Genomic DNA, 24,203 nt, shown 5'->3' with positions numbered 1-24,203 from the left:
CCGATCACCTGCGGTGCTTGACGTGTTCGCGCGGCAGCAGGATGGGCCTGCTGGTGGGTGCCACGTTGTGCAGCGTCTCCAGTGCGGTGCGCAGCTCGGAGACCCACACGTCGTAGCCGCGCTCGGTCAGGTGCAGGGAGTCGTCGGAGTACTCGGGGTCGATCGCGTCGTCACTGGTGGCCATGGCCGGCCAGAGGTCGAGGTACTGCGCGCGCACCGTCGAGGCGAACTGCCACAGGTGCCTGTTGATGTCTTTGATGGTGTCGGCGTAGGCCGCCTCGCGCGGCATGACCGATTGCACGAGCAGCTGAGCGGAGGGCAGCTCCTTGCGCAGCGTCACGAGGATGGTCTCGATGTTGCGCACGATGTGCTCCGCCGAACGCCGCCACGCCAGGTCGTTGGTGCCGATCAGCAGCACGACGGTGTGCGGATCGAGCGCGATCACCTCGTCGAGTCGGGTGAGCACGGCATCCGTCGTGTCGCCGCCGACGCCGAGGTTGCGGGGCCGCTCGTCGGGAAACCACTCCTCCCAGCGCCCGCCCGCGGTGATGCTGTCGCCCACGAAGACCGTCAAGACCTCGTCGGACATGGGGCTCCTTCCGCCTGCCCCTCCATCTTGAACCGGAGACACGGCGACACGCCACCCCTTGACGGGGGCGGGAAACGCGGGATCGACTGACGACGCGAGCCGCTCAGCGCAGGTCAGCGCATGCTCTTGGTGTGCCAGACCGTCTTCGTCTCGGTGAACGCGACGATGCGATCGAGCGACCTGGTGTCGAATCCGCCGCCTGTCGGAGGGACCACACGCTTCAGCGTCTCGGCGGCCGCGATCTGCAGGTCGACCCAGTCGATCGACTCGGCTCCGGTGAGGTCGAGTGCGTTCACGTCGGCGTGCGACGCCAGCCACGGCGCGATCTCCGCGGCTGAGCCCGTGAGCACGTTGACCACTCCCCCTGGAACGTCGCTCGTGGCCAGAACCTCGGCGAGCGAGACGGCCGACAACGGATGCCGCTCGTCGGCGACCACGACCACCGCGTTGCCCGTGACCAGCGCGGGCGCGACCACGGCGACGAAGCCCAGCAGAGACGACCCGCCCTGTGGCGCGATCGCGGCGACAACACCCGTCGGCTCGGGCACCGAGATGTTGAAGAACGGTCCGGCGACCGCGTTGGCGTTGCCGGCCACTTGAACGAACTTGTCGGCCCAGCCGGCGTACCAGACCCACGTGTCGATGGCGTCGTCGACCTGCGCCGCGGCATCCCTGGCCGAGAGACCCTCGGATGTCTGCACCTCCGCCACGAACTGCGCGCGCCTGCCCTCCATGAGCTCGGCCACCCGGTACAGCACCTGACCGCGGTTGTAGGCGGTCGCGCCCGACCACCCCGACACGGCCTTGCGGGCGGCGACGACGGCATCCCGCGCGTCTTTGCGGGACGCCTTGGCCGCGTTGGCGAGGAACCCGCCGTCGGCGGCGACGACCTCGTAACTGCGACCGGACTCGCTGCGCGGGAAGGCGCCGCCGATGAACAGCTTGTAGGTCTTGGGTACGGCGAGGCGGGTCACTGGGCTGATCCCTTCTTGGCTGTGCGTCGGGACGCCGGCTTGGTGCTCTTCGCCGGCGCCGGCTCCACGGCTCGCGTGCGTTCGGACGTCACGGCCGCGGCCGGCGACGCGAGCTGCTTCGGCACGGCGACGCGAGCGGTCGACGAGCCGCTCGCCAGGTAGGCGGCCAGCCCGTGCCGCCCGCCCTCTCGGCCGTACCCGGATTCCTTGTAGCCGCCGAACGGCGATGCCGGGTCGAACCGGTTGAACGTGTTCGCCCACACCACGCCGGCACGCAGACGGTCCGCGACGGCGAGCATGCGGCTCCCCTTGTCGGTCCAGATGCCGGCCGAGAGTCCGTACGGCGTGTTGTTGGCCTTGGCGATCGCCTCGTCGGGGGTACGGAATGTGAGCACGGAGAGCACCGGCCCGAAGATCTCCTCCCGCGCGATGCGACTCGAGGTGGAGACGTTGTCGAAGATGGTGGGCGCGAACCAGAATCCGCTGTCGGGGATGACGCAGTCGGCGGTCCACTGCTCGGCGCCCTCGTCTTCCCCGATGTCGCTGAGTTCGCGGATGCGCGCCAGCTGCTCGGCCGAGTTGATCGCACCGATGTCGGTGTTCTTGTCGAGCGGGTCGCCGAGGCGCAGCGTGCTCAGCCGGTCCTTCAGCCGGTCGACCACCTCGTCGTGCACGCTCTCCTGCACGAGCAGCCTGCTGCCGGCGCAGCACACGTGCCCCTGGTTGAAGAAGATGCCGTTCACGATGCCCTCGACGGCCTGATCGATCGGGGCATCGTCGAACACGATGTTCGCGGCCTTGCCGCCGAGCTCGAGCGTGACCTTCTTGCCGGTGCCTGCGATCGAGCGGGCGATCTGCCTGCCGACGGCGGTGGACCCGGTGAAGGCGACCTTGTCGACGTCGGGGTGGTTCACGAGCATCCTGCCGGTCTCGCCTGCGCCGGTGACGATGTTGACGACACCGGCGGGCAGGCCCGCCTGCTGCACGATCTCGGCGAACAGCAGCGCGGTGAGCGAAGTCGTCTCCGCCGGCTTGAGCACGACGGTGTTGCCTGCCGCCAGCGCCGGCGCGATCTTCCACGCGAGCATGAGCAGCGGGAAGTTCCACGGGATGACCTGGCCAGCGACGCCGAGCGCGCGAGGAGCAGGACCGAGGCCCGCGTGATCGAGCTTGTCGGCCCATCCCGCGTAGTAGAAGAACCAGGCGGCGACCAGGGGAACGTCGACGTCGCGGCTCTCCTTGATGGGCTTGCCGTTGTCGAGGCTCTCCGCCACGGCGAGCTCCCGTGCCCGCTCCTGCACGAGCCGGGCGATGCGGAACAGGTACTTGCCGCGGTCGGAGCCGCTCATGCGCGACCACACCCGCTCGTACGCGCGCCGGGCCGCCGCGACGGCGAGGTCGACGTCATGCTCGTCTGCGGTGGCGATCTGCGCGATCGTCTCTTCGGTGGCGGGAGAGATGGTGTGGAAGCCCTCGCCGTGCCCGTCCACGAACTCACCGTCGACGAACAGCCCGTAGGAGGGCTTGAGGTCGAGGATCGCTGAAGACTCGGGCGCGGGAGCGTAGTCGAGGAAGGACATCGGATTCTCCTGTGCTGCTCAGTCGATCGTCACGTAGTCGGGGCCGGAATAGTGCCCGGTGGCCAGCTTCTGGCGCTGCAGCAGCACGTCGTTGAGCAGACTCGACGCACCGAAGCGGAACAGCCGCGGGTCGAGCCAGCGCTCGCCAGCGGTCTCGGCGACCGTCACCAGGTAGCGCACGGCATCCTTCGACGAACGGATGCCGCCCGCCGGCTTCACGCCGACGAGCTCGCCGGTCAGGCGGTGCCAGTCGCGCACCACCTCGAGCATGAGCAGCGTGACCGGCAGGGTCGCAGCCGGCGACACCTTGCCTGTCGACGTCTTGATGAAGTCGGCCCCGGCGAGGTTGGCCAGCCAGGATGCCCGCCGCACGTTGTCGTAGGTGGCCAGCTCACCCGTCTCGAGGATGACCTTGAGGTGGGCGCTGGTGCCGTCCGGACGGCGGCACGCCTCTTTGACCGCGACGATCTCGTCGAACACCTCGCCGTATCGGCCGGCCAGGAACGCCCCGCGATCGATGACCATGTCGATGTCGTCCGCACCCGCGGCGACCGCGTCTGCGGTGTCGGCCAGTTTGACGCGCAGCGACGCTCGGCCGCTCGGGAAGGCCGTGGCGACGGCCGCGACCGAGATGCTGCCGCCGCTTCCGGCGTGGTGTGCTCCGAGCGCCTCGACGGCCACCGGCACGAGGTCGCCGTAGACGCACACCGCTGCGACCTGCGGGCAGGTCGGGTCCGACGGGTCCGGAAGCACGGCCTTGGCCGCCAGCGAGCGCACCTTGCCCGGTGTGTCGGCGCCTTCGAGGGTCGTGAGGTCGATGAGCGAGACGATCGTGTCGAGCGCCTGCTTCTTCGACGAGGTCTTGATGGAGCGGGTGGCGAGCGCGGCGGCGCGCTGATCGAGGCCGACGGCATCCACTCCCGGAAGCCCGAGGACGAATCCGCGCAGGTTGCGCTCCGTCAGCTCGCTGCCGACGACGGTGCGTGCGAGGTCGAGGGTCATGATGCTTGCTCCGTCGCGGTGTCGGTGGATGCCTCGGGCTCGGCCAGCAGCGCGGCGGCCGTCTGATCGTCGGTGATGAGCACCGTGCAGAGCCCGTTGGTCACCAGCGCCCGCGCGACCTCATGCTTGCCCTCGCCCGCCACGACCGCGATCGCGGTGGATGCCGCCTTGATGCGCTCGATCGAGAGGCCGACGGTGCGCGAGTCGAGTTCCGCGTCGACGGGTTTGCCGTCCGCACCGATGAAGCGTCCGACGATGTCGCCGACGGCACCTTTGCAGACCAGCCTCTCGACCTCTTCTGTCGTGAGGTAGCCGCTGTGCACGAGCGCGGAATCGGGACCGGCGACGCCGGCGCTGTAGAGGTAGGCCTCGGCGTGCGCCGCGCGATCGAGCACACCGGCGATCGCGCGGTCGCGTTCGATGCTGCGCTTGGTGGCGGTGTGCTCGAGGATGGCCGGAATGGGCAGCACGTGCGCGGAGCCTGCCGCCTTCTGGGCGATGACGAGGGCCGTCGCCGACGCCGTGTCACCGTACTTCGTGAGGCTCAGCCCGCCGTTGATCTGCACGACTCCGACGCCGTGGGCCCAGCCTCGCGGCAGGCACGCGGCCACGTCGTGCATGGTGCGGCCCCAGCTGACGCCGAGGGTCTGCCGCGCGGGGCGCAACGCGGTGAGGTAGTCGGCCGCCGCCTGGGCGACGCGCCGCTGCAGCTCCTCTGGGGACGACACTCCCGCCGACGACGCCACGACGATGTCGTCGAGGTTGTACCGCTTCTTGACGGCTTGCTCGGCGAGCACCCGCCTGGCCCGCGGGTGCACGATCTCGATCCGCACGATGCCGGCCGTGCGCGCCTGAGCGAGCAGCCTGCCGACCTTCCAGCGCGTGATGTGCAGCGCTGCACCGATCTCGTCCTGGGTGCGTCCCTCGTCGTAGTAGAGCTCGGCGGCGCGCACAGCGAGCAGTTCATCTGAGGAGTTCATAGCGTCTTCAAGAATAGAAAAGAGCTCCACTTATGAGCAACGCAGATGCCCGACCCTGCTCATCTGCGCAAGCAGTCGGCCGGGCGGGATCGGTGATCACCGGCGCGATCACCCGTCTGACGAGCCCGTGGTCTTCGACCGCGAGACGCTCTTCGAGGCGGCGGCGTGTACGCCGCCGAACGCACCGACACGAGCAGTCGACCGCGGCACGCCCGGCTGGGCCCACGGGGCGTGAGGGACCCGCACGGCGCGAAGCGCCGAGCGGGAGAGCACCGGGAGGACGGGCGTGCCTAATGGAGAGTCCGGCCCATGATCGCGCGGGTCAGCGCGGCGATGGGTTCGGCCGCGGACCCGGGGTTGGCGAGCAGGCTGAATTCCACGCGACCGAGCTCCGGCAGCCCCAGCCGATTGGTCACCTTGACCAGGTCGTTCGGAATGAGGGTGCGCGGGAACGGCGCCACTCCCAGTCCTGCCCGCACCGCCGCGAGCACGCCGTTCACCTCCCGCGTGTTGCACGTGATGCGCCACACGCGGCCCGCAGCCTCGAGGGCGTCGATCGCCATCTGCCTGCTGATGCTCGGGTCGTGATAGGCGATGAGCGGCACGGGATCGTTCGGTCCGAGCTCCGCCTTGTCGAGCCCCATCCAGACGAGGTCGTCGGTGCTCACCCGGTCGCCCTCTCCCGATCCGGACGCCTGCTTGATGAAGATCAGGTCGAGCTGTCCGGCTTTGAGTCGCCGGTAGAGCGGCCCTGACTGCCCGACGGTGAGCTCGAGGTTGATCTGCGGGTAGGCCTGCCTGAAGTCGCGCAGGATGCTCGGCAGCTGCGTGATCGCGAGATCGTCGGCGACGCCGAAGCGCAGGCGTCCGCGCATGGCGGTCCCGCTGAAATAGCTGTCGGCGGCGGCGTGGGCGGCGAGGATGCTCCTGGCGAAGCCGGCCATGGCATCCCCGTTGTCGGTGAGGCGCACCTGGCGCGTGTCCCTGTCGATCAGGGTGCGACCTGCTGCCTTCTCCAGGCGGGCCACGTGCTGGCTGACGGTGGGCTGGCTGAGCCCCAGCCGCTCCGCCGCACGGGTGAAGCTCGAGGTCTCGGCCACGGCGAGGAAGGTGGCCAGCAGATCGGGATCGAACATGCTCGGAGCATACATTCGCGAACCCAATAGTAGTTATAGGTGCGATTATTTCGCGGAATAGAACCCGTGAGATTAGCGTGGAAAAGCACGTTCGATCAGCCGCTTATCCGAAAACCATCGTGACCTCTCCTTCTGCCGCCTCCGCATCCGAATCCGTTCTGACCACTCCCGTCCCCGTTCTCGAGCGCCGTCCGCCGTGGCGCGACACGTTCGCCTCACTGCGCGTTCCCAACTACCGCCTCTACGCAGGCGGACAGATCGTCGCCACCACCGCGCTGGGCATGCAGCGTGTCGCCCAGGACTGGCTCGTGCTGCAGCTCTCGGGCAGCGTCACCGCCGTGGGCGTCACCGTCGCCATGCAGTTCGCGCCGATGCTCATCTTCGGGCTGCTCGGCGGCGTCATCGCCGACCGCTATCCCAAGCGCGTGCTGCTCATGATCACGCAGTCGACGGCCGCGCTGCTGGCCGCGATCCTCGCCCTGCTCATCCTCACCGACACCGTGCAGGTGTGGCACATCTGGGCTCTCGCCTTCATCGGCGGCTTCGTCACCGTGGTCGACAACCCCGCCCGCCAGGTCTTCGTCAACGAGATCGTCGGACCGCGGCTCCTGCCGAACGCGATCAGCCTCAACTCCTCCACCTTCCAACTCGGCGCACTCATCGGTCCGGCGGTGGGCGGCATCGCCATCTCCGCCGTGGGCAGCGGATGGGCGTTCGTGATCAATGCAGGGGCTTGCCTCGTGGTGGTCACGGCGCTCAGCCTGATGAACACGAAGGAGCTGCTGCAGTCGCCGGTCGCCGCGCGGGGCAAGGGCCAGCTCGCAGAAGGATTGCGGTACGCGAAGAAGAAACCGAGCATCCTCCTCACCATCATCATGCTCGGCGCAGTGGCGATGTTCGCCTACACGATGCCCGTGCTGCTGGCTGCTTACGCGAACGACGTCTACAAGGTCGGCTCGGCCGGCTACGGATTCTTCAACGCCCTGGTCGCCGTCGGCGCCCTCGCCGGTGCCGTGCTCTCCACCCGACGGCTCGGCGTCAGCCTGCGCCTGGTGATCGCCGGCGCCGCGGTGCTCGGCGTGGTGCAGGCATCCGCAGCGCTCTCGCCCGACATCGTGGTGTTCGCCGTGCTCATGGCGGGCAGCGGCGCCGCCAGCCTGCTGTTCCTCACCAGCGCCAACTCGCTCGTGCAGATGTCGACCAACCTCGGCATCCGCGGCAGGGTGATGGCGCTGTACATCCTGGTGCAGCTCGGCGGGCAGGCCCTCGGCGGACCCGTGATGGGCTGGATCGTGGAGCGCTTCGGCCCCGCGTGGGGCCTCGCGGTCTCCGGACTCGTTCCGCTGGTGACGGCGGCCGTGATTGGCGCCATCATGTTGCGGCGCTCGCACCTGCACCTCGCGATCTCGCACAGGGGCTGGATGCCGTCGCTCGCCTTCCTCCCCCGCGACTGAGCCGGCGGCCGGCCTCGCGAGCAGGCTCGCGCGTCCGACCCTCAATCGCCAATATCGTTGCTGACGCAACTCACGGACTCAATCGGGCCGGCCCCGCGAGCAGGCTCGCGCGTCCGACCCTCAATCGCCAATATTCTTGGATCCATGAGCTCCTCTCTCGCCCTCGCCGTCGATTTCGGCGGAACGAAAGTCGAATCCGCCCTCGTCACCGCCGACGGCGAGCTCGTGCCGGGATCACGGCACCGGGCACCGACGGGACGCGCGGCGACGAGCGAGCAGCTGCAGGCATCCGTGCGCGAGGTCATCGAGTTCGCGCTGACCGCGGCGGGCGAGCGCGAGCTCGCGGGCGTCGGCATCGGATGCGCCGGCCCGATCGAGCGATCCCGCGGGCTGGTCTCTCCGCTCAACGTGCCGAACTGGCGCGACTTCGATCTGCGGGGCTTCGCCGCCTCCGTGCTCGACGACCGGGGCGTGGAGGCCACCGTCGCACTGGAGATGGACGGCGTGGCCATCACGATGGCCGAGCACTGGGTGGGCGCCGCACAGGGCGTGGACAACGTGATGGGCATGGTGGTCTCCACCGGCATCGGCGGCGGCCTCATCGTCGGCGGCCGCGTGATCACCGGACCGACCGGAAACGCCGGTCACATCGGCCACGTCGAGGTCGCCGACATCGTGGGCGAGGAGACGTTCGGCAAGGCGACGTCGCTCGAGGCGATCGCCAGCGGACCGCACACCGTGGCATGGGCCAGGCGCGAGGGGTTCGCCGGGGCGACCGGGGAGGATCTTGCGGCGGCCTATGCGGCCGGCGATCCGGTGGCGCGTGCGGCGATCGAGCGCACCGGGCACGCCGTCGGGCAGGCGATCGCGAGCGCCACTGCCCTGCTCGACCTCGAGCTGGTCGCCATCGGGGGCGGGTTCTCCCAGGCCACCCCCGATCTCTTCGACGTGATCAGAACCACCATCGCCGAGCACTACTTCGGCTTCGTGCGCAAGGTGCGCGTCGTGCCGTCCGGCCTCTCCGGCGAGGGTCCCCTCATCGGCGCCGCCGCCATCGTGCACCGGTCGGAGCTGCTTCCCCCGCTCTGATCCGTCCCGCCGATCCACCCCGAGGGTCGGCGTCACCGGTGTCCGCGACGAGACCCGACGTGTCGACGCGCGCACGCGACCAACGGTCCGGCATCAACCGTCGGCGCCGATGTCATCGGCCACGTCGACCGCGTCGCACGCGGCGATCACGGCGTCGGCGACGGCGGAGTGGTGGCCGATGGCATCCAGCCCCTCGCCGAGCCTGTTGGTGAGGTGCACGAACACGAGGTCACGGGTCGGGTCGGCCCAGGCGACGCAGCAGTTGCTGCCGTTGTGCCCGAACGCCTGTTTGCTGCTGATCTCGCCGAGCGGACTGATGAAGCCCCACTCGCGTCGGCCGCCGCCGAGCTGGAAGCCCTCGCTCCAGCGCACGGGCGCCTTCGCGTAGCGGTCGGGTTCGCCGTTGCTCGACGGCCGCAGCATGCGCGTCACGGTGTCCGGCGCGAGGATGCGCACTCCGTCGAGTTCTCCGCCCGCCAGCAGCATCGCGTAGAACCTGGCCACGTCGTCGGCGGTCGTCGAGACACCGGCCGCCGGGATGATCGCCTGTCGCAGGCTGCGACGGTTGAGGTCGGCGGCGGCGACCCGCCCGACCGTCGTGGTGCCCTTGATGCGCACGCAGCGCGACAGCTCGGCATCCGGAACGCCGAGGAACGTGTCGTTCAGGCCGAGAGGCTCGAGAAGCTCGATGCGCAGGCACTCGGCAACGGTCATCCCGGTCGCGCGCTGCACGAGCTCGCCGAGGATGAAGCCGAACGCCAGATACTGGTAAGCGGGCACGCTGCCGGGAGGCCAGCGCAGCGCCGCGTTCTCGATGTGCCGCACGCTGCGCGCCCAGTTCGTCATCGCCAACGCGTCGCCCAGCGTCGAGGTGGCGACGGCCATGCCGGAGCGATGCTGCAGCACCTGACGCACTGTCACGGCGCCCTTGCCTGCGCGCGCGAACTCCGGCCAGAGGTCGGCGACCGGGGCGTCGAGCGCGATCCGCCCCTGCTCGGCCAGCCGGTGCACGAGAACGGCGATGAAGGGCTTGCCTGCCGAGAACATCCAGAACAGCGAGTCGGGTCCGCACCCGATGCTCTCATCGAGAAATCGCCTGCCGTGCCGCACCACGAGCAGCCGAGCCGCGCCGCCGCGCGAACGCACGAGGCGAAGCGCCGACGCCTTCTCCCGCTCATCGGTCACCGCGCGCACCCCACCGTCTCAGTCCACCACGGGGACGCGGGCGCGCACGAGTGGATGTCGCGGCGCGCGCGGCCGGCGTCACCGAACGTTCACCCTTCGGTCGCCGCCTCGCGCGCCGACTTCGCCGCGAAGTGGGACTCGAGCGTTCCCGGTCTGGCGATGACCACGCCGACGAACGCGGCAGCCGCCACGGTGAGGAGCAGGAACACGATCGGCCACAGCCATCCGTGCGTGAGATCGTGCAGCACGCCGACGACGAGAGGGCCGAGCGCCCCGAGCACGTAGCCGAGTCCCTGCGTGAATCCGCTGAGTGCGACGGCTCCCTCGTGCGTGCTCGTGCGCAGGTTGATCAGCACGAGGCACAAGGGGAACAGCAGCGGGCCGAGACCCGCGAGCACCACCCACAGCCAGGTGGCCTGCGCCGGCCAGAGCAGCAGACCCACGTATCCGACGACGAAGAACACGATGCCCAGGTAGACGAGCAGCCCGACGTTGCGCATCCGCGCGGCGAGCACGGGAATGAGCAGACCGGCAGGTATCCCCATCGCGGAATACAACGACAGCAGGCCGCCGGCCTGCACCGGCGTGCTCGCCGCCGTATCGTGCAGAAGCTCGGGCAGCCACGCGAACATCGCGTAGGCGTTGAGCGACGAGACGGCGAACGTGATCGCCATCGCCCAGGCCAGCGGCGCATGCCAGATGCGGCCGATCGCCGTCGCCCCGGGCTCGTCGATCACGGCGTCGACGTGCCGTGACTCGCGCGAGCGCAGCAGGATGCCCACCCACGGCAGCAACGCGAGCACGGCCACCAGAGACCACATGCCCACCGAGTAGCGCCAGCCGATCGAGTCCGCCACCTCCACGGCCACCAGCGGAGGAACCAGCGTGCTGACCGACAGCACGGTCGCGTAGAGCGAGGTGAGAAGCCCGATGCGGTCGGGGAAGTAGCGCTTGACGAGCGGGGGAAGCAGCACATTGCCGACGGCCATGCCGGCGAAGGTGAGCACGCTGCCCAGCGTGAGCATGAGGAACGAGACGGAGAGCCCGCGCACGACATGGCCGGCCACGATGGCTGCGAGTGCGACCACCAGGATGACCTCGAGGCTCGCCTTGCGCGTGAAGAGCGGCGCCACCAGCCCGAACACCGCGAAACAGATCGGCGGCAGCGCGCCGAGCAGCCCGACACCGGTCGCACCGAACGGCACGTCGCGGGTGATCTCGTCGAGAATCGGCGACAGCGCGGTCACCGCCGTGCGCAGGTTCGCGGCGACGAGCAGGATGCCCAGCAGGGCGAGCGTGCGGCCCGCCCACAGTGGACGGCGCGAGATGGGGAGGGTCACGCCCCAGTCTTTCACGCCCGGGCAGCGCTGCTGCGCCGGGCCGAACTCACCCTCGGCGAGCGGGCAGGCGACCGATCAGTCCTTGCCTGCCAGGAACGATTGAAGCTTCTCCACGGCCTGATCGATGCTGAAGGTCGCCGCCTTCTGCCGGGGCGGGAACTCGGCGAACGTCGCCAGAAAGCGACTCACGACCGTGGTCGCCGCGAGTATCAGGAAGTCGTTCTCGAACAACCACTCGAAGTAGGTGTTCGAGGTCTGATCCGCCCGTTCGAAGGGGTCTGTCCTCAGGTTGAACAGCTTGGGGACGCGGAGCGGGATGAACGGTTCCATCCAGATCTGCATGGTGCCCTTCGCGCGCTGCTCCATGAACACGACTTTCCAGTTGTCGAAGCGCAGCGCGAGCACGTCGCCGTCGTCGGAGAAGTAGACCATGCCCTTTCGTGGGCTCTCCTCGACCTCACCCGTGAGGTAGGGCAACAGGTTGTACCCGTCGATGTGCACCTTGTAGCTCTTGTCTCCGATGGTCTTCGTCGACTTCAGCTCTTCGACCGTCGTGGTGTCTCCCGCCGCAGCGAGGAAGGTGGGCAGCCAGTCGTGGTGCTGGACGATCTCGTTGGAGATGCTGCCCGCTTCGATGTGGCCGGGCCAACGGATCATCTCAGGCACGCGGAACGCGCCCTCCCAGTTGGTGTCCTTCTCACTGCGGAACGGGGTCATCCCTCCGTCTGGCCAGGTGTTCATGTGCGGGCCGTTGTCGGTCGAGTAGATCACGATCGTGTCGTCGGCGATGCCCAGCTCGTCGAGCTGGTCGAGCAGCGAGCCGACGACCTTGTCGTGGTCGATCATCGTGTCGTGGTAGTTCGACTGCCAGCGTCCCGCCTGCCCGACGCTCTCCGGCTTGGTGTGGGTGCGGAAGTGCATGTGCGTGGTGTTCATCCACACGAAGAACGGCGTCTCGGCATCGACGGCCCGACCGATGAAGTCCTGAGCGGCGGCGGCGAAGTCCTCGTCGATCGTCTCCATGCGCTTCGTCGTCAGTGCGCCCGTGTCTTCGATGCGCTGCTTTCCCCGTGGCCCGTATCGACCGTCGACTGTGGGGTCGTCTTCGTCGGTCGCCCAGGAGTGGATGACGCCCCGCGGTCTGGCCATCGCGTTGAACTCCGGAAAGTCCTGCTTCGACGGCCAGTTCGGCCACTCGGGCTCTTCCTCCGCGTTGAGGTGGTAGAGGTTGCCGTAGAACTCGTCGAATCCGTGCACGGTGGGCAGGAACTCGTTCTTGTCGCCCAGGTGGTTCTTGCCGAACTGTCCCGTCGCGTACCCGAGCGGTTTCAGGAGCTCGGCGATGGTGGGGTCGTCTGCGCTGAGGCCGATGTCGGCCCCAGGCACTCCGACCTTGCTCAGGCCCGTGCGGAACACGCTCTGCCCCGTGATGAATGACGATCGACCGGCCGTGCAGCTCTGCTCGCCGTACGAGTCGGTGAATCGCATGCCCTCGTGGGCGATGCGGTCGATGTTCGGCGTTCGATATCCCATCAGACCGTCGCTGTAACAGCTGAGGTTGGTGATCCCGATGTCGTCACCCCAGATGACCAGAATGTTCGGCTTGCCGTTCGGCATCACAGACCCCCTGTCGACCGCACGCGTCGGCGCATTCACGACCGACACCCTGCTCGAAGTCTGAGCGGAACAGCGACGGAAGGTCGGCGCCTGCCGACAGATCACCCAGGCGGGGCGAGAGCGATCGAACGGGGTCAGTCGTCGCGCGCGCAGCGGAAGCCGATGTGCGACATCCCGGTGTCCTCCGCCTGCGGGGAGCGCGCCGCCGGACGGAACCGCAGGCAGTATTCCGGCGAGCACAGGTGCGAGCCGCCCTTGAGAACACGACGCGGGATGTCCGGGAACCCCTCCTGCGCGCTGGCCGCGGCGAGCAGGTTCGCGCGCTTGCCCGCATCCACCGGCTTGTCAGAGAGCTTGAGGTGGCGAGGGGTGTAGAAGTCGGTCGTCCACTCCCACACATTGCCCGTCATGTCGAAGAGCCCGAACCCGTTGACCGGATACGACCCCACCTCTGCTGTGCCGCCCACGCCCTGATTGTCGTAGGGGAAGTGCCCGAGCCAGGAGTTGGCCTGGGCAACGCCACCGGGGTAGGGCTCGTCGCCCCAGGCGAAGTCCTTGCCCACCAGTCCTCCTCTGGCCGCGTACTCGTACTCGGCCTCGGTGGGCAGCCGCACACCGGCCCACCTCGTGTAGGCGATGACGTCTTCGAACGCGACGTGGACGACCGGATGCCGCATCCGTCCCTCCAACGACGAGTCGGGGCCGAACGGCTTGCGCCAGTAGGCTCCTGGCTGCCACCGCCACCAGTTGCGCCAGTCGCGCAGGTCGACGGGGCCGGAGGTGGGCGTGAAGACCATGGAGCCGGGAACGAGATCCGCCTGGGCGGCGCCGGGGAACTTCGCCGGATCGAGCTCGCGCTCCGCGACGGTGACGTAGCCGGTGTCGTCGACGAAAGCCGCGTAGTCCTCGTTGGTGACCTCGTAGGGGTCTATCCAGAACGGGGCCACTTCGCGGTCGTGGGCGGGCCGCTCGTCGGCATAGAACTTCTCCGAACCCATGAGGAACGTGCCACCCGGCAACCGCGTCATCTCTGCTCTCGCCACGACAGCCACCGTAGTGCCCGAACCACGTCGACCGCGGCACGGCTTGTTCTACGATGAAGGCGAGCGACGGGGGTCGATGTGGCGGGCGCGATCATCGCATGGGTCATTGCGGCAGTCGTCATCGTGGCGGCCGTGACGACGTTCGTCATCGGACGCGGGCGCAAGCGCAACGACACGGGGCTGCGCACGTCCCTGATGCACAACGCGCGCATGGAGCAGGAGGCCGAGCTTCGACGCGGCCAGTCGCAGGCCATCGACAAGGTGCGGCAGTTCGGGCCCTGAGCGTCGGACTGGCGTTGCCCTCAGCGACCGACACCGTGCCGTGCGGCTCTCGACCCTGTGGTGCGTCCCGCTAGTTGAGGATCTCGCCCCGCTCGTGCGGCGCCTTCGAGATCAGCTGATCGCGCCAGGTCTGCATGGCCTCCGGCGTGAGCCGGGTCCAGTCGGTGACCTCTCGCACCACTCTCAGCGGCTCCGTGCTGCGGAACGACCGGGTCGGATTGCCGGGGAACTTCCTGTCCGTCACGTTCGGGTCGTTCTCGAACGCGCCCGTCGGCTCGACCTCGTAGACGCGCGGCTCGCCGCCGCCGAGCAGCTCGACGGCGAGTTCGGCGGCCAGCCCCGCCCCGTCGCGCAGCGCCGTGAAGTACACGTGGTTCATGACCACCTCCGGCCGGTAGTTGGACCGATGACCGGCGGTGATCAGTCCACCCGGCGTGAACACGGCGGCCGTTCCGTGGAAGAAGGGGCCTTCGTCGAGCGCTTCAGTCATCACGGCAGGCTAACGAACTCGGAGGAGGGTCGCCCGACGGCGACCCTCCGCCCACGTCTCGGGTGCCGTCACCGGAGGCGTTCGCCCCTCCCGTCTCCGGCCCGCGAGTGCCATGATGGAGCGCGGGCGGAGGGATGCCATGCCACGCGGGTTCGGTGAGCAGATCGCGCAGACACTCGAGCGCCGGCCGACGTGCTCGACGAGCTCGAGCCCGGAGAATGGGGCGCGCCGAGCCTGTGCTCGCGCTGGAGCGTGCGCGATGTGGTCGGCCACCTCGTCTGGCGCGTCGGCGGTTCGTACGGCGAGATGCTGCGCAGTGTGCTGCCGCTGCCCACGCTGACCCGGTCGACCTTCGCCGCGTTGACGGATGCCGTGAGCCGGCAGGAGGGCGAGGCATCCAGCCCTGAAGAGCTGACGCGCAGGCTGCGTCGCATCGCCGACCTGCGACGAGCGGGCGTCGGCCGCACCGGACTGGGCGACCTCGTGGAGACCGTGGTGCACACGTACGACATCGTGCAGCCGCTCGGCGTCCGCATCGACGTCGAGCCGGAGGCGACCAGGCGCATCGCCGTGCGCGGCATGCTGCTGGCCTCCCCCGAGCGACTGGCCGCAGCCGGACAACGCACCCTGTGGGCGGCGGACGCCGGCTGGGCGATCGGACGAGGCCCCGTCATCGAGGGCACGGCGCAGGGCATCGTGCTGTATCTCTACGGACGTTCGCCGCTGGTCGCCGGATCCCGCTGAGGTCCGGCCGCGAGGCGGCCAGCTTCTCGGCTAGTCGGCGAGGATCTCGGAGGCGAGATCGACATCGGCCTTCATCTGCGCGATGAGCGGGTCGATGCCCGAGAACGCGACCATTCCCCTGATGCGCTGCGCGAACTCCACGTCGACCACGTGGTCGTAGAGGTCGATGTCCTCGCCGATCACGTAGGCCTCGACCTGCCGCTGCGGCACACCCTCGAAGGTCGGGTTGTCACCGACCGAGATGGCGGCGGGATGCCGCACCCCGCCATCGATCAGCCATCCCGCGTACACGCCGTCGGCCGGGATCAGTCCTTCGCACTGCGGCGACAGGTTCGCGGTCGGGAACCCGAGCTGTCTGCCGCGCTGTGCACCGTGCACGACCATGCCGCGCACGGTCGGCGGATGCCCGAGCAGCATGCCCGCATACGCCACGTCGCCCTCACCCAGCAGCGACCTGATCCAGGTCGACGAGACGCGGTCATGTCCGTCGGGACGCACGTCGTCGATGAGTCGCACGTCGAAGCCGTCGCGCTCCCCCAACTCGCGCAGCAGCGCCACATCGCCCGCCGCCTTGGCTCCGTAACGGAAGTCGCTGCCGACCAGCAGAGCCTTGGTGTGCAGTTTCGAGACCAGGAACTGCTCGACGAACTGCTCGGCCGGCACCTTCGACAGCTCGAGGTCGAACGTGAGCACGAGCACCGCGTCGATGCCGGTCTGCTCCAGGAGCTCGAGCTTCTGCTCGAGGCTCACGAGGTCGGCGGGACACCGGTCGGGGGCGACGACCGACATCGGATTGCGGTCGAACGTGACGACCACCGCCGACAGCCGGTCGGCTTTCGCCACGGACATCAGTCGCGCGATGACCGCGCGATGACCCAGGTGGACACCGTCGAACTTGCCGACCGTCACGGCGCTCGGGCCGAACCCGTCGGGGATGTCGGCGATCGAGCGGAAGACTCTCATGCCTGCGCTCATGCCCGGCCGACGGCATCCCCATCGGCGGCGTCGGCACCGGCGACGTCTTCGCCGGTGGACGGCCCGTCGACGGGCTTGTGCTTCGCGAGCCACAGCATGCCGAGCACCGGCAGCACCAGCGGGATGAAGAGATAGCCGGCGCCGTACACCGACCACACCGTCGAGTCCTGCCCGAACGGGTCGACGGCGTCGAGGCCGAGCGCAGCGGGCGCGAACGTGCTGAGCGTGCCGATGATGAGCACGCCGGCGAGCTCGATCGAGATCGTGGTCCAGGCCACCCGGTACCACACGCGACCGGGCGCGATCAGCGCGATGGTCGCCACGATGTAGACGAGCGCCGAGAACGCGGACAGCGAGAACGCGACGGGAGCCGCCGAGAAGTGATCGATGATCTGGAACGCGCTGCGACCGGCGGCGGCGAGCGCGAGGATGCCGTACACCACCACGAGCACGCGTCCCACCCCGGTCATCCTTCGGCCGGCGCGCGGTGCCGTCGTGCCGTGGACGAAGGTCGTGTTCTGCTGCGAGGGATCGGTGGCTGGCGTGTCGACGGCCTTGTGGGCGGCAGGAACGACGGAGGGCTTCTCAGACATGACACTCCATTATCGCGGCTCGCCGCCGATGGTCGGGTGAGAGCGGCACGGAATCAGGGTGTGCCCTGCACGAACCAGATCTGGCCCATGCGATAGAGCATGACGGCGACCGCGAGTCCCACGACGCCGAGCACGACGGTGCTCCAGCGCGACCGCTCGATGAGGGCCCAGAAAGCGCCGGCCACCGGCAGCAGCAGAGCCGAGATGAGGTAGATGTAGAACTCCGCCAGCGAGCCGCTCGGTTCATTGCCGACCGTGGGAGCGACGATCGTCACGACGAGCTGTGCGATGAGCAACAGCTCGACGAGCACGATCGAGCCGAGCGTGAGATCGTTCGGCTGCTTGCCGATGAACCCGAGCACCAGGCAGATCAGACCCGCCAGCAGCGCGACGATCACCTGTACGGCGGTGAACCACTCGATCAACGTGTCTCCTCTTCGCGATCCCCCGCCTGGCCCGTGCCGAGCGCCTCGACCGGAAAGTTCACAATGGTGCGCGTTCTCCCGCCGCGCACGGCGGCCAGCCCCACGAGTCTGCCGTCCGGGGCGATGGCGGCGACGGTCGGGGCATCCTCGTGCGCCGTCTCGATCTTCTTGCCGTGTCCGAGATCGACGGCCTGCTCGTCCGTGAGAGAGAGCACCGGGAAGATCGCAGCAGCGGCGGTCGCAGGCGGGATGAGCGCCGGCTCCGGCTCGAGATCGGCCAGGGGCGGGGCATCCACGACGTCGAAGGGGCCGACCCGGGTGCGCCGCAGCGCCGTGAGGTGACCGCCGGTGAGCAGGGCCACCCCGAGGTCACGGGCGAGCGCACGCACATAGGTGCCGGACGAGCACACCACCCGGATGTCGACGTCGAGCGCGACGGCGCCGTCGACGGATGCCTCGCGCGTCTCGAGCACCTCGAACTCCGACACGGTCACGCGCCGCGGCTTCAGCTCGACAGCCTCGCCCGCCCGCACCTTCGCGTAGGCGCGTTTGCCGTCCACCTTGATGGCGGAGACGCTGGAGGGCACCTGATCGATCTCGCCCGTGAGGTGGGCGACGGCATCTCCGAGCCGCTGCGACGTGATGGCACGCACGCGCTCGGCAGGAGCCCATCCGAGGTTCTCCCCCTCCGCGTCGTCCGTCGTGGTGGAGGCACCGAGCCGCACCGTCGCCAGGTACTCCTTGTCGGCGCCCACGATGTAGGTGAGCAGCCTCGTCGACGGGCCGAGGCCGAGCACGAGCACACCGGTCGCCATGGGGTCGAGCGTTCCCGCATGCCCGACCTTGCGCGTGCCTGCGAGCCGGCGAACACGGGCGACGACGTCGTGGCTCGTCCACCCCGCCGGCTTGTCGACGACGAGGATGCCGTTCGGTGCGCTCACGCGGTGGCCCGCGTGTGCGGGGCCTCGGCCGCCGCGTGTGCCTCTGAGGCGGAGATGCCGGTCACCGTGTTCACCACGACGTCAAGCTTGGTGCGGAAGGTGTGCGTGAGCAACTCGCTCACGCACGGATCGCCGGAGTGGAAGTCGTCGACCATGTGCATGGCGATCAACGTGTTGAAGAGCATGCCGTGCGCGAGGAAGTCCACGATCTCGTCGGGGTCGAGGCCGGCTTCGTCGCGCAACAGCTTGTAGATGGCGAGGAACCCGGCCTTCGCCTTCGCGCTGATCACGTCGTCGTGTCCCGCGATGAAACCCTGCATGAGCGAGAGCAGGATGCCCCGATCGCTGATGAGGTCGGCGTACTCGGCCCCCAGCCTGCTCATCACGAGCTCGCGGTCGCCCCTGTCGTCGCCCACGTCGGCGAGGGCCCCTCGGAACGCCTCGACCAGTTTCGTGAGGGCGCGGTCGAGCACCTCGACGAAGAGGTTCTCCTTGCTGCCGAACATGCGCACGACGTACGGCTGGCTGATTCCCGCGGCCTTGGCGACCTGGTCGGTCGTGGCCCCGATGTAGCCGCGTTCGCCGAAGACGCGCGATGCGGCGGCGAGGATCTGTTCGCGCCGCACGGACGCCGCGACCCGTTCCTGTTTCGTGGGCGCGTCGCCGGTCGGAGCGACGCCGCCGTCGGACTCGGTCACGGATTCGCTGCTCATGCTTGACATGTTATCAGTCGATTACTACTGTTCCATCTTGTAATCATTCGATTACCTCTCTTGCATACGCATCGATCCCATCCACCTGGACCGCTCACCGGTCCGCCCCGCACAGGAGAAGGCTCATGACCGCAGCACCCGCGCTCGCACGCAGCAGACGCGTGCCGACCTGGCTCGCCATCGTGGCGGCATCCGTTCCCATGTTCATGGCCACGCTCGACAACCTCGTGGTCACGAACGCGCTGCCGAGGATCGGGATCGATCTGAAGGCATCCATCGAGGAGCTGCAGTGGGTGGTGAACGCCTACAGCCTCTCGTTCGCGACGTTCATCCTGCTCGCCGTCGCCCTTGGCGACCGGCTGGGCCGCCGCACGGTGTTCGCGGTGGGGCTCACCGTCTTCACGCTGGCCAGCGCGGCCTCCGCCCTGGCCACGTCGCCCGGCGAGCTCATCGCGTTCCGCGCCGTGCAGGGCGCCGGCGCCGCCGCCGTGATGCCACTGTCGCTCACCCTGCTGGTCGGCTCCGTGAGCACCCGGCTGCGGCCGGCCGCGATCGGCATCTGGGGCGGCATCTCCGGCCTCGGCGTCGCGCTCGGGCCGTTGATCGGCGGGGCCATCGTGCAGGGCTGGAACTGGCAGGCCATCTTCTGGATCAACGTTCCGGTGGGCGTGCTCGCCCTGCCCCTCGTGCTTCTCGTGCTGCCGAACTCGTTCGGCGCCAAGCTGAGGGCCGACGTGCTGGGCGTGCTTCTCGTGGGGGTCGGCGTGTTCGCCGTGGTGTTCGGCATCGTGCGGGGCAACGACGCCGGATGGGACAGCGCTCAGGTGCTGACCTCGCTCATCGGCGGCGGTGTGCTGCTGTTGGCATTCGTGTGGTGGGAGACGCGCGCCAGCGCTCCCCTGCTGCCGCTCGGCCTGTTCCGCAACCGCAGCTTCACGGTGGCGAACCTCGTCGGCGTGACCTTCAGCTTCGGCATCTTCGGCTCGGTCTTCATTCTGATCCAGTTCCTGCAGGTCGTTCAGGGCCACACCGCCCTCGAGGCCGGCCTGATGACCATGCCGTGGACGCTGGCGCCGATGGTCGTCGCCCCGCTCACCGGCGCGCTGATCGTTCCGCGCTTCGGCACGCGCCTGCCGATCGTGGTCGGCCTCGTGCTGCAATCGGTCGCGATGTTCTGGCTGGCCGTCATCCTGGCACCCGACGAATCGTTCGCCGGAATGGTGCCGCCGTTCCTGCTGGCCGGCGTCGGCATGGGCCTCGTGTTCGCACCGAGCTCGACCGCCGTGCTGGAGGGCTTCGCCGAGAAGGACCACGCCAAGGCATCGGGCACCAATGCGACGCTTCGCGAGATCGGCGTCGCGCTCGGCGTCGCCGTGCTCACCGCCGTGTTCATCGGTGCGGGCGGCACGCTCACGCCGACCGGGTATGTGCACGCCGCGATTCCCGCCGTCGTGGTCGGGGCATCCGTGCTCGCGGGTGCCGCGGTGATCGGCCTGTTCCTGCCGGTCGGCAAGCCCGTGCGTCGCCCTGCAGAGGCGACGCCGAGCGAAACGGATGCCACTGCGGCCCCGATCGAGACCGAGCAGGTCGGGGCCCCGGTCGCCTGAGCACCGCTCCTCGCTTCGCACCCGGCCGACGAACCCGTCGCACCCTATTCGGCCGCGACGGGTTCGTCGGCCGGTGTGCTCTTCTCGATCTTGAATCCGGTGATGCCGTACAGGATGCTCAGCAGCGGGCTCGCATAGTTGAAGATCGCGAACGGCAGGTACAGCAGTGTGGAGACGCCGAGCACCGCGCTCATGTAGGCGCCGCACGAGTTCCACGGCACCAGCGCCGAGGTGACGGTGCCGCTGTCCGCGACCAGCCGCGACAGGTTCGTCGGCGCGAGCCCACGCCTGGCGAACTCCAGCCGAAACACGCGAGCGGGCAGCACGAGCGCGATGTACTGGTCGCCGGCGACCACGTTGAGCCCGAACGCGAACCCGAAGACGGTGACGTACAGCGCACCACGTGATTTCGCGGCGCGGATCAGCGGGTCGATCAGCCGGGCGATCAGACCGAACTCCTCCAGCAGCGCGCCGAACGTGACAGCGCCGATGATGAGCCAGATGGTCAGCAGCATGCTCGACATCCCGCCTCTGCTCAGCAGACCGTTGATCTCGGCGTAGGGGGTGTCGATCTGGAAGCCGCCCGCCATCGCCAGCCAGACGCCCTTGATCGACCCGACAACGGGGTTCTCGCCGTTGCCCGAGACGAAGTCGGCCATCACCGACGGCTGCAGGAAGGCGCCGAGCACGCCGGCGAAGAGCGCGGGGCTCGCCAGCGACACCACGGCCGGCACCCGCAGGATCGAGAGCACGATGAGCAGCACGAGGGGAAGCAGATTGAGCGGAGTGATCCAGAAGATCGAGCTCAGACTGTGCAGCTCGACGGTCTCGGGAAGCGGCGGATGCGCAGCGGTCCCCGAGTTCAGGCCGATGACGAGCAGCACGACGAACGCGATGAGGAAGGCCGGGATCGACGTCCACGCCTGTGCGCGGATGTGCCGGTAGATGTCGACCTTGACCATCTGGGCGCTGAGCACGGAGGTCTCCGACAGCGGCGACAGCTTGTCGCCGAGGTAGGCGCCGGAGATGACGGCGCCTGCGGTGATCGCCGGCGAGACCCCGAGCATCCCTGCGATGCCGATCATGCCGACGCCGATGGTGGCCGCGGTGGTCCACGAGCTGCCGATGCTGAGGGCGATGATGCCGCAGATGAGCGCGCAGGCGGCGTAGTACCACGAGGGCGAGAGCAGCTGGATGCCGTAGTACACCATCGTCGGAATGGTGCCGGACAGGTTCCACGTTCCGATCAACGCACCGACGGTCAGCAGAATGAAGATCGCGCTGCTGAGCGACGACAGCGCACCCTGCCCCGCGGTCTGCACCCTGGCCCACGGATGCCCGTTCTTCACCGCGATGAGCGCGGCGACCAGGGCGCACGCCATGAGCGCGACCTGGATCGGTCCGTTCAGGGCGCCGAGCCCGAAGACCAGCAGGCTGCCTGCGATGAGCACCGCCAGCAGCACGATCGGAAGCAGGGCGTCGGTCAGTGACGGCGGCTTCACCGGGCGACGGCGCCGGGAGCCACGCCCGGAATCGCCATCCGAACCGCCCGCCCCGCCGTCCGAACGGCCGGCCGCGTCGTTCGGCTCGCCACCGTGCGCATTCCCCTCGGGTGCTGTGCCGGCCATCGCGCAGACTCCATCTCCGCCCCGGCCCCCTCGGCCGTCCCCCCGCGGTGTGCTGGGGCCAGCGTAACGGCGCACAGGTCGCGTCGAGGTGTCGACGTGCCCGAATAGGCTTGCCGGGTGCGCATCGGCATCATCGGAACGGGCGCGATCGGCGGCACGATCGCCGCGCTGCTCGACCGCGCGGGACACCAGGTGAGCGTGACCGCGCGCGGGGAGGGCCTCGCCGCCATCGCGGAGCACGGACTGCGGTTCGACGGCGCGTGGGGCGAGCACGTGGCGACGGTGACGGCATCCGAGACGCTCGTGGCGACGCCCGACCTCGCGTTCGTGTGCACGAAGGCGCAGGATGCCTCTGCCGCGCTCCGCGAGAACGCGGAACACCTGCGCGGCATCACCGTCGTCATCGTGCAGAACGGGCTCGAGGCGCTCGAGGTGGCCGCGGGCATCCTGCCCGACGCCGAGCTCGTCGGAGCCCTCGCGCTCTACGCGTCGCAGTACGTCGAGCCGGGGCACGTCACCGTCACGGCGACAGGAAGCACGTACCTCGGAGCAGGCGCAGGCGAACCGTCGGATGCCGCGCGCAGCGCAGCGGGCATCCTCGGCCAGGTCATGCCCGCCTTCGCCACCCCCAACTTCCTCGGCGCGCAGTGGACGAAGCTCGTCGTCAACATGGTCAACGCCATGCCTGCGCTCACCGGGCTCAGCGTGCAGCAGACCATCGCGGATCGCCGGCTTTCTCGCGTGGTCACCGCCTCGATGCGGGAGACGACACGCATCGGATTCGCCTCGGGCGTGCGCTACGCCACGCTGCAGGGCCTGAGCAACCCGCTGCTGCGCGTCTTCTCCGCCCTCCCGCTGTGGGCCGCCCGCTCTCTGCCCACGCTGATGGCGCGCCGAATGGGCAGCGTGCCCAACCTCGGCTCCACGCTGCAGAGCCGACGTCGGGGACGCACCACCGAGATCGACTACCTCAACGGCGCCGTCGTTCGGGCAGCAGCCGCGATCGGACGCCCCGCGCCCGTGAACGCGGCGATCGTCGAGGCGATGCAGGGACTCGAGCCCACGGGCGAGTTCCTCACGCCGGAGCAGGGCGGAGCGCTCCCCGTGCGCTGACTCGCTGCGCTGCGAGTCAGAAGCACGCGCATCCGGTGTCGGGATACTCGCGGTGAGGATGCTCCTGCTCGGCCAGATCGATCACCGCCGACGCGAGGTACTGCGGCTCGTCCTTCTCGCCGTACCGCCGCCAGCCGCCGACGTAGCGCGCGTTCGACGGCGCTTCGGGATCGGGGTCTCTGCCTTGGCTCGCGGCCAGGCGAGCGTAGGCGGCGGCGAGCGGAACGTCGAGCAGCACGGTGAAGTTGAACGCGCCGCGGATCTCCGGACGCAGCAGGAACGGGCCGTCGACGATCAGCACCACGTCGGCGGGGCCGGTCTCCCACGCGGAGATCACGGGGGCGTCGCGCTTCACGTCGAAGGCCGTCGTCTGGAAGCCCGTCGATCCGGCCATGCGGAACGGGTCGATGAGAACGCGGCGCAGCGTGTCGTAGTCGAAGGAGCGCTCGTAGTAGTCCCCTGCATCGGCTCGACCGTGCAGATGCCGCGTGGCCCGTGGCAGGTGGAAGTCGCGCATCGACGCCCGCGCGGTGTCGGTTCCCGCTTCGCGGTAGACCGCCGCGAGGTCGTCGGCGAACTCCGCGGTGCCGGCGCCCTCCGCCCCGTCGATCGCGACGGTCACACGGCCGGCAGGGTAGTTGTGCGTGATCTCCTTGCGGAGCTCGCGCAGGAACGAGACGCGCGGTGTGGTCGCCAACTGCAT

24 protein-coding genes are annotated in these 24,203 nt (G+C 69.1%); 6 read left to right on the top strand and 18 right to left on the bottom strand.

Annotated features, from left to right (window positions below; all coding sequences use genetic code 11):
• Nucleotides 1-4: 4 nt before the first annotated feature.
• From FPZ11_RS00310 to FPZ11_RS00285, 6 genes are all read right to left on the bottom strand, one after another.
• Nucleotides 5-589, bottom strand: a complete 585-nt coding sequence (locus FPZ11_RS00310) for a GDSL-type esterase/lipase family protein (protein WP_146317401.1) — start codon at nucleotides 587-589, stop codon at nucleotides 5-7.
• A gap of 113 nt (nucleotides 590-702) precedes the next feature.
• Nucleotides 703-1,563, bottom strand: a complete 861-nt coding sequence (locus tag FPZ11_RS00305; protein WP_146317399.1) for an aldehyde dehydrogenase family protein — start codon at nucleotides 1,561-1,563, stop codon at nucleotides 703-705.
• Entirely contained in the window at nucleotides 1,560-3,143 is a 1,584-nt protein-coding gene (locus FPZ11_RS00300) for an aldehyde dehydrogenase family protein (protein WP_246846427.1), read from the bottom strand. Before FPZ11_RS00300 ends, FPZ11_RS00305 begins: the two co-directional genes overlap by 4 nt.
• A gap of 18 nt (nucleotides 3,144-3,161) precedes the next feature.
• Nucleotides 3,162-4,145 (bottom strand): deoxyribose-phosphate aldolase, encoded by a 984-nt coding sequence (deoC, locus tag FPZ11_RS00295; protein ID WP_146317397.1) that lies wholly within the window; start codon nucleotides 4,143-4,145, stop codon nucleotides 3,162-3,164.
• Entirely contained in the window at nucleotides 4,142-5,125 is a 984-nt protein-coding gene (locus FPZ11_RS00290; protein ID WP_146317395.1) for a sugar-binding transcriptional regulator, read from the bottom strand. The genes deoC and FPZ11_RS00290 overlap by 4 nt, the downstream gene beginning before the upstream one ends.
• A gap of 290 nt (nucleotides 5,126-5,415) precedes the next feature.
• Nucleotides 5,416-6,261 (bottom strand): LysR family transcriptional regulator, encoded by an 846-nt coding sequence (locus tag FPZ11_RS00285; RefSeq protein WP_146317393.1) that lies wholly within the window; start codon nucleotides 6,259-6,261, stop codon nucleotides 5,416-5,418.
• A gap of 119 nt (nucleotides 6,262-6,380) precedes the next feature.
• On the opposite strand from FPZ11_RS00285, the gene FPZ11_RS00280 reads away from it, so the two are divergent.
• Both FPZ11_RS00280 and FPZ11_RS00275 read left to right on the top strand, forming a co-directional pair.
• Entirely contained in the window at nucleotides 6,381-7,715 is a 1,335-nt protein-coding gene (locus tag FPZ11_RS00280) for an MFS transporter (RefSeq protein ID WP_146317391.1), read from the top strand.
• 144 nt (nucleotides 7,716-7,859) lie between these two features.
• Entirely contained in the window at nucleotides 7,860-8,804 is a 945-nt protein-coding gene (locus FPZ11_RS00275; protein ID WP_146317389.1) for an ROK family protein, read from the top strand.
• Between the two features lie 93 nt (nucleotides 8,805-8,897).
• Here FPZ11_RS00275 and FPZ11_RS00270 read toward each other — a convergent pair whose 3' ends face one another.
• The 4 genes from FPZ11_RS00270 to FPZ11_RS00255 all read right to left on the bottom strand — a co-directional run bounded on the left by FPZ11_RS00270 (nucleotide 8,898) and on the right by FPZ11_RS00255 (nucleotide 13,974).
• Nucleotides 8,898-9,989, bottom strand: a complete 1,092-nt coding sequence (locus FPZ11_RS00270; RefSeq protein WP_168203696.1) for a serine hydrolase domain-containing protein — start codon at nucleotides 9,987-9,989, stop codon at nucleotides 8,898-8,900.
• An 89-nt stretch (nucleotides 9,990-10,078) separates the two neighbouring features.
• Entirely contained in the window at nucleotides 10,079-11,329 is a 1,251-nt protein-coding gene (locus FPZ11_RS00265; RefSeq protein WP_146317385.1) for an MFS transporter, read from the bottom strand.
• 75 nt (nucleotides 11,330-11,404) lie between these two features.
• Nucleotides 11,405-12,985: an arylsulfatase gene (locus FPZ11_RS00260; protein WP_246846426.1), complete on the bottom strand. Its 1,581-nt coding sequence runs from the start codon at nucleotides 12,983-12,985 to the stop codon at nucleotides 11,405-11,407.
• A gap of 95 nt (nucleotides 12,986-13,080) precedes the next feature.
• A complete protein-coding gene (locus FPZ11_RS00255; RefSeq protein WP_146322583.1) occupies nucleotides 13,081-13,974 on the bottom strand; it encodes a formylglycine-generating enzyme family protein in 894 nt (297 codons plus the stop codon).
• Nucleotides 13,975-14,067: 93 nt separating this feature from the next.
• Between FPZ11_RS00255 and FPZ11_RS00250 the strand changes: the two genes are divergently transcribed.
• Nucleotides 14,068-14,271, top strand: a complete 204-nt coding sequence (locus FPZ11_RS00250) for a hypothetical protein (RefSeq protein ID WP_146317381.1) — start codon at nucleotides 14,068-14,070, stop codon at nucleotides 14,269-14,271.
• Nucleotides 14,272-14,341: 70 nt separating this feature from the next.
• Here FPZ11_RS00250 and arr read toward each other — a convergent pair whose 3' ends face one another.
• Nucleotides 14,342-14,761, bottom strand: a complete 420-nt coding sequence (gene arr, locus FPZ11_RS00245; protein WP_146317379.1) for an NAD(+)--rifampin ADP-ribosyltransferase — start codon at nucleotides 14,759-14,761, stop codon at nucleotides 14,342-14,344.
• Between the two features lie 192 nt (nucleotides 14,762-14,953).
• Between arr and FPZ11_RS00240 the strand changes: the two genes are divergently transcribed.
• A complete protein-coding gene (locus tag FPZ11_RS00240; RefSeq protein ID WP_146317377.1) occupies nucleotides 14,954-15,505 on the top strand; it encodes a maleylpyruvate isomerase family mycothiol-dependent enzyme in 552 nt (183 codons plus the stop codon).
• A 30-nt stretch (nucleotides 15,506-15,535) separates the two neighbouring features.
• Here the strand turns inward: FPZ11_RS00240 and FPZ11_RS00235 are convergent, their stop codons facing one another.
• The 5 genes from FPZ11_RS00235 to FPZ11_RS00215 all read right to left on the bottom strand — a co-directional run bounded on the left by FPZ11_RS00235 (nucleotide 15,536) and on the right by FPZ11_RS00215 (nucleotide 19,152).
• The gene (locus FPZ11_RS00235) at nucleotides 15,536-16,468 is read right to left on the bottom strand and encodes a bifunctional riboflavin kinase/FAD synthetase (protein WP_146317375.1); all 933 of its coding nucleotides are present in this window, start codon (nucleotides 16,466-16,468) and stop codon (nucleotides 15,536-15,538) included.
• Between the two features lie 8 nt (nucleotides 16,469-16,476).
• Entirely contained in the window at nucleotides 16,477-16,950 is a 474-nt protein-coding gene (locus tag FPZ11_RS00230) for a hypothetical protein (RefSeq protein WP_146322582.1), read from the bottom strand.
• A gap of 176 nt (nucleotides 16,951-17,126) precedes the next feature.
• Nucleotides 17,127-17,498, bottom strand: a complete 372-nt coding sequence (locus tag FPZ11_RS00225) for a hypothetical protein (RefSeq protein ID WP_146317373.1) — start codon at nucleotides 17,496-17,498, stop codon at nucleotides 17,127-17,129.
• Complete coding sequence (truB, locus tag FPZ11_RS00220; protein WP_146317371.1) at nucleotides 17,495-18,439, bottom strand: tRNA pseudouridine(55) synthase TruB; 945 nt, start codon at nucleotides 18,437-18,439, stop codon at nucleotides 17,495-17,497. Before truB ends, FPZ11_RS00225 begins: the two co-directional genes overlap by 4 nt.
• Nucleotides 18,436-19,152, bottom strand: a complete 717-nt coding sequence (locus FPZ11_RS00215; protein ID WP_146317369.1) for a TetR/AcrR family transcriptional regulator — start codon at nucleotides 19,150-19,152, stop codon at nucleotides 18,436-18,438. Before FPZ11_RS00215 ends, truB begins: the two co-directional genes overlap by 4 nt.
• Before the next feature lie 125 nt (nucleotides 19,153-19,277).
• Here FPZ11_RS00215 and FPZ11_RS00210 point away from each other — a divergent pair, with 125 nt between their 5' ends.
• Nucleotides 19,278-20,759, top strand: a complete 1,482-nt coding sequence (locus FPZ11_RS00210; RefSeq protein WP_146317367.1) for an MFS transporter — start codon at nucleotides 19,278-19,280, stop codon at nucleotides 20,757-20,759.
• Nucleotides 20,760-20,803: 44 nt separating this feature from the next.
• Here FPZ11_RS00210 and nhaC read toward each other — a convergent pair whose 3' ends face one another.
• Complete coding sequence (nhaC, locus tag FPZ11_RS00205) at nucleotides 20,804-22,387, bottom strand: Na+/H+ antiporter NhaC (RefSeq protein ID WP_146317365.1); 1,584 nt, start codon at nucleotides 22,385-22,387, stop codon at nucleotides 20,804-20,806.
• 117 nt (nucleotides 22,388-22,504) lie between these two features.
• Here nhaC and FPZ11_RS00200 point away from each other — a divergent pair, with 117 nt between their 5' ends.
• The gene (locus tag FPZ11_RS00200; RefSeq protein ID WP_146317363.1) at nucleotides 22,505-23,500 is read left to right on the top strand and encodes a ketopantoate reductase family protein; all 996 of its coding nucleotides are present in this window, start codon (nucleotides 22,505-22,507) and stop codon (nucleotides 23,498-23,500) included.
• Between the two features lie 16 nt (nucleotides 23,501-23,516).
• On the opposite strand, the gene FPZ11_RS00195 is transcribed toward FPZ11_RS00200, so the two are convergent.
• A complete protein-coding gene (locus FPZ11_RS00195; protein ID WP_146317361.1) occupies nucleotides 23,517-24,203 on the bottom strand; it encodes a nucleoside/nucleotide kinase family protein in 687 nt (228 codons plus the stop codon).

This window comes from Humibacter ginsenosidimutans (assembly GCF_007859675.1).
Lineage (GTDB): Bacteria > Actinomycetota > Actinomycetes > Actinomycetales > Microbacteriaceae > Humibacter > Humibacter ginsenosidimutans.
Note: the sequence above shows the minus strand (reverse complement) of the source record. Positions and strands in the feature narration are given on the sequence as shown.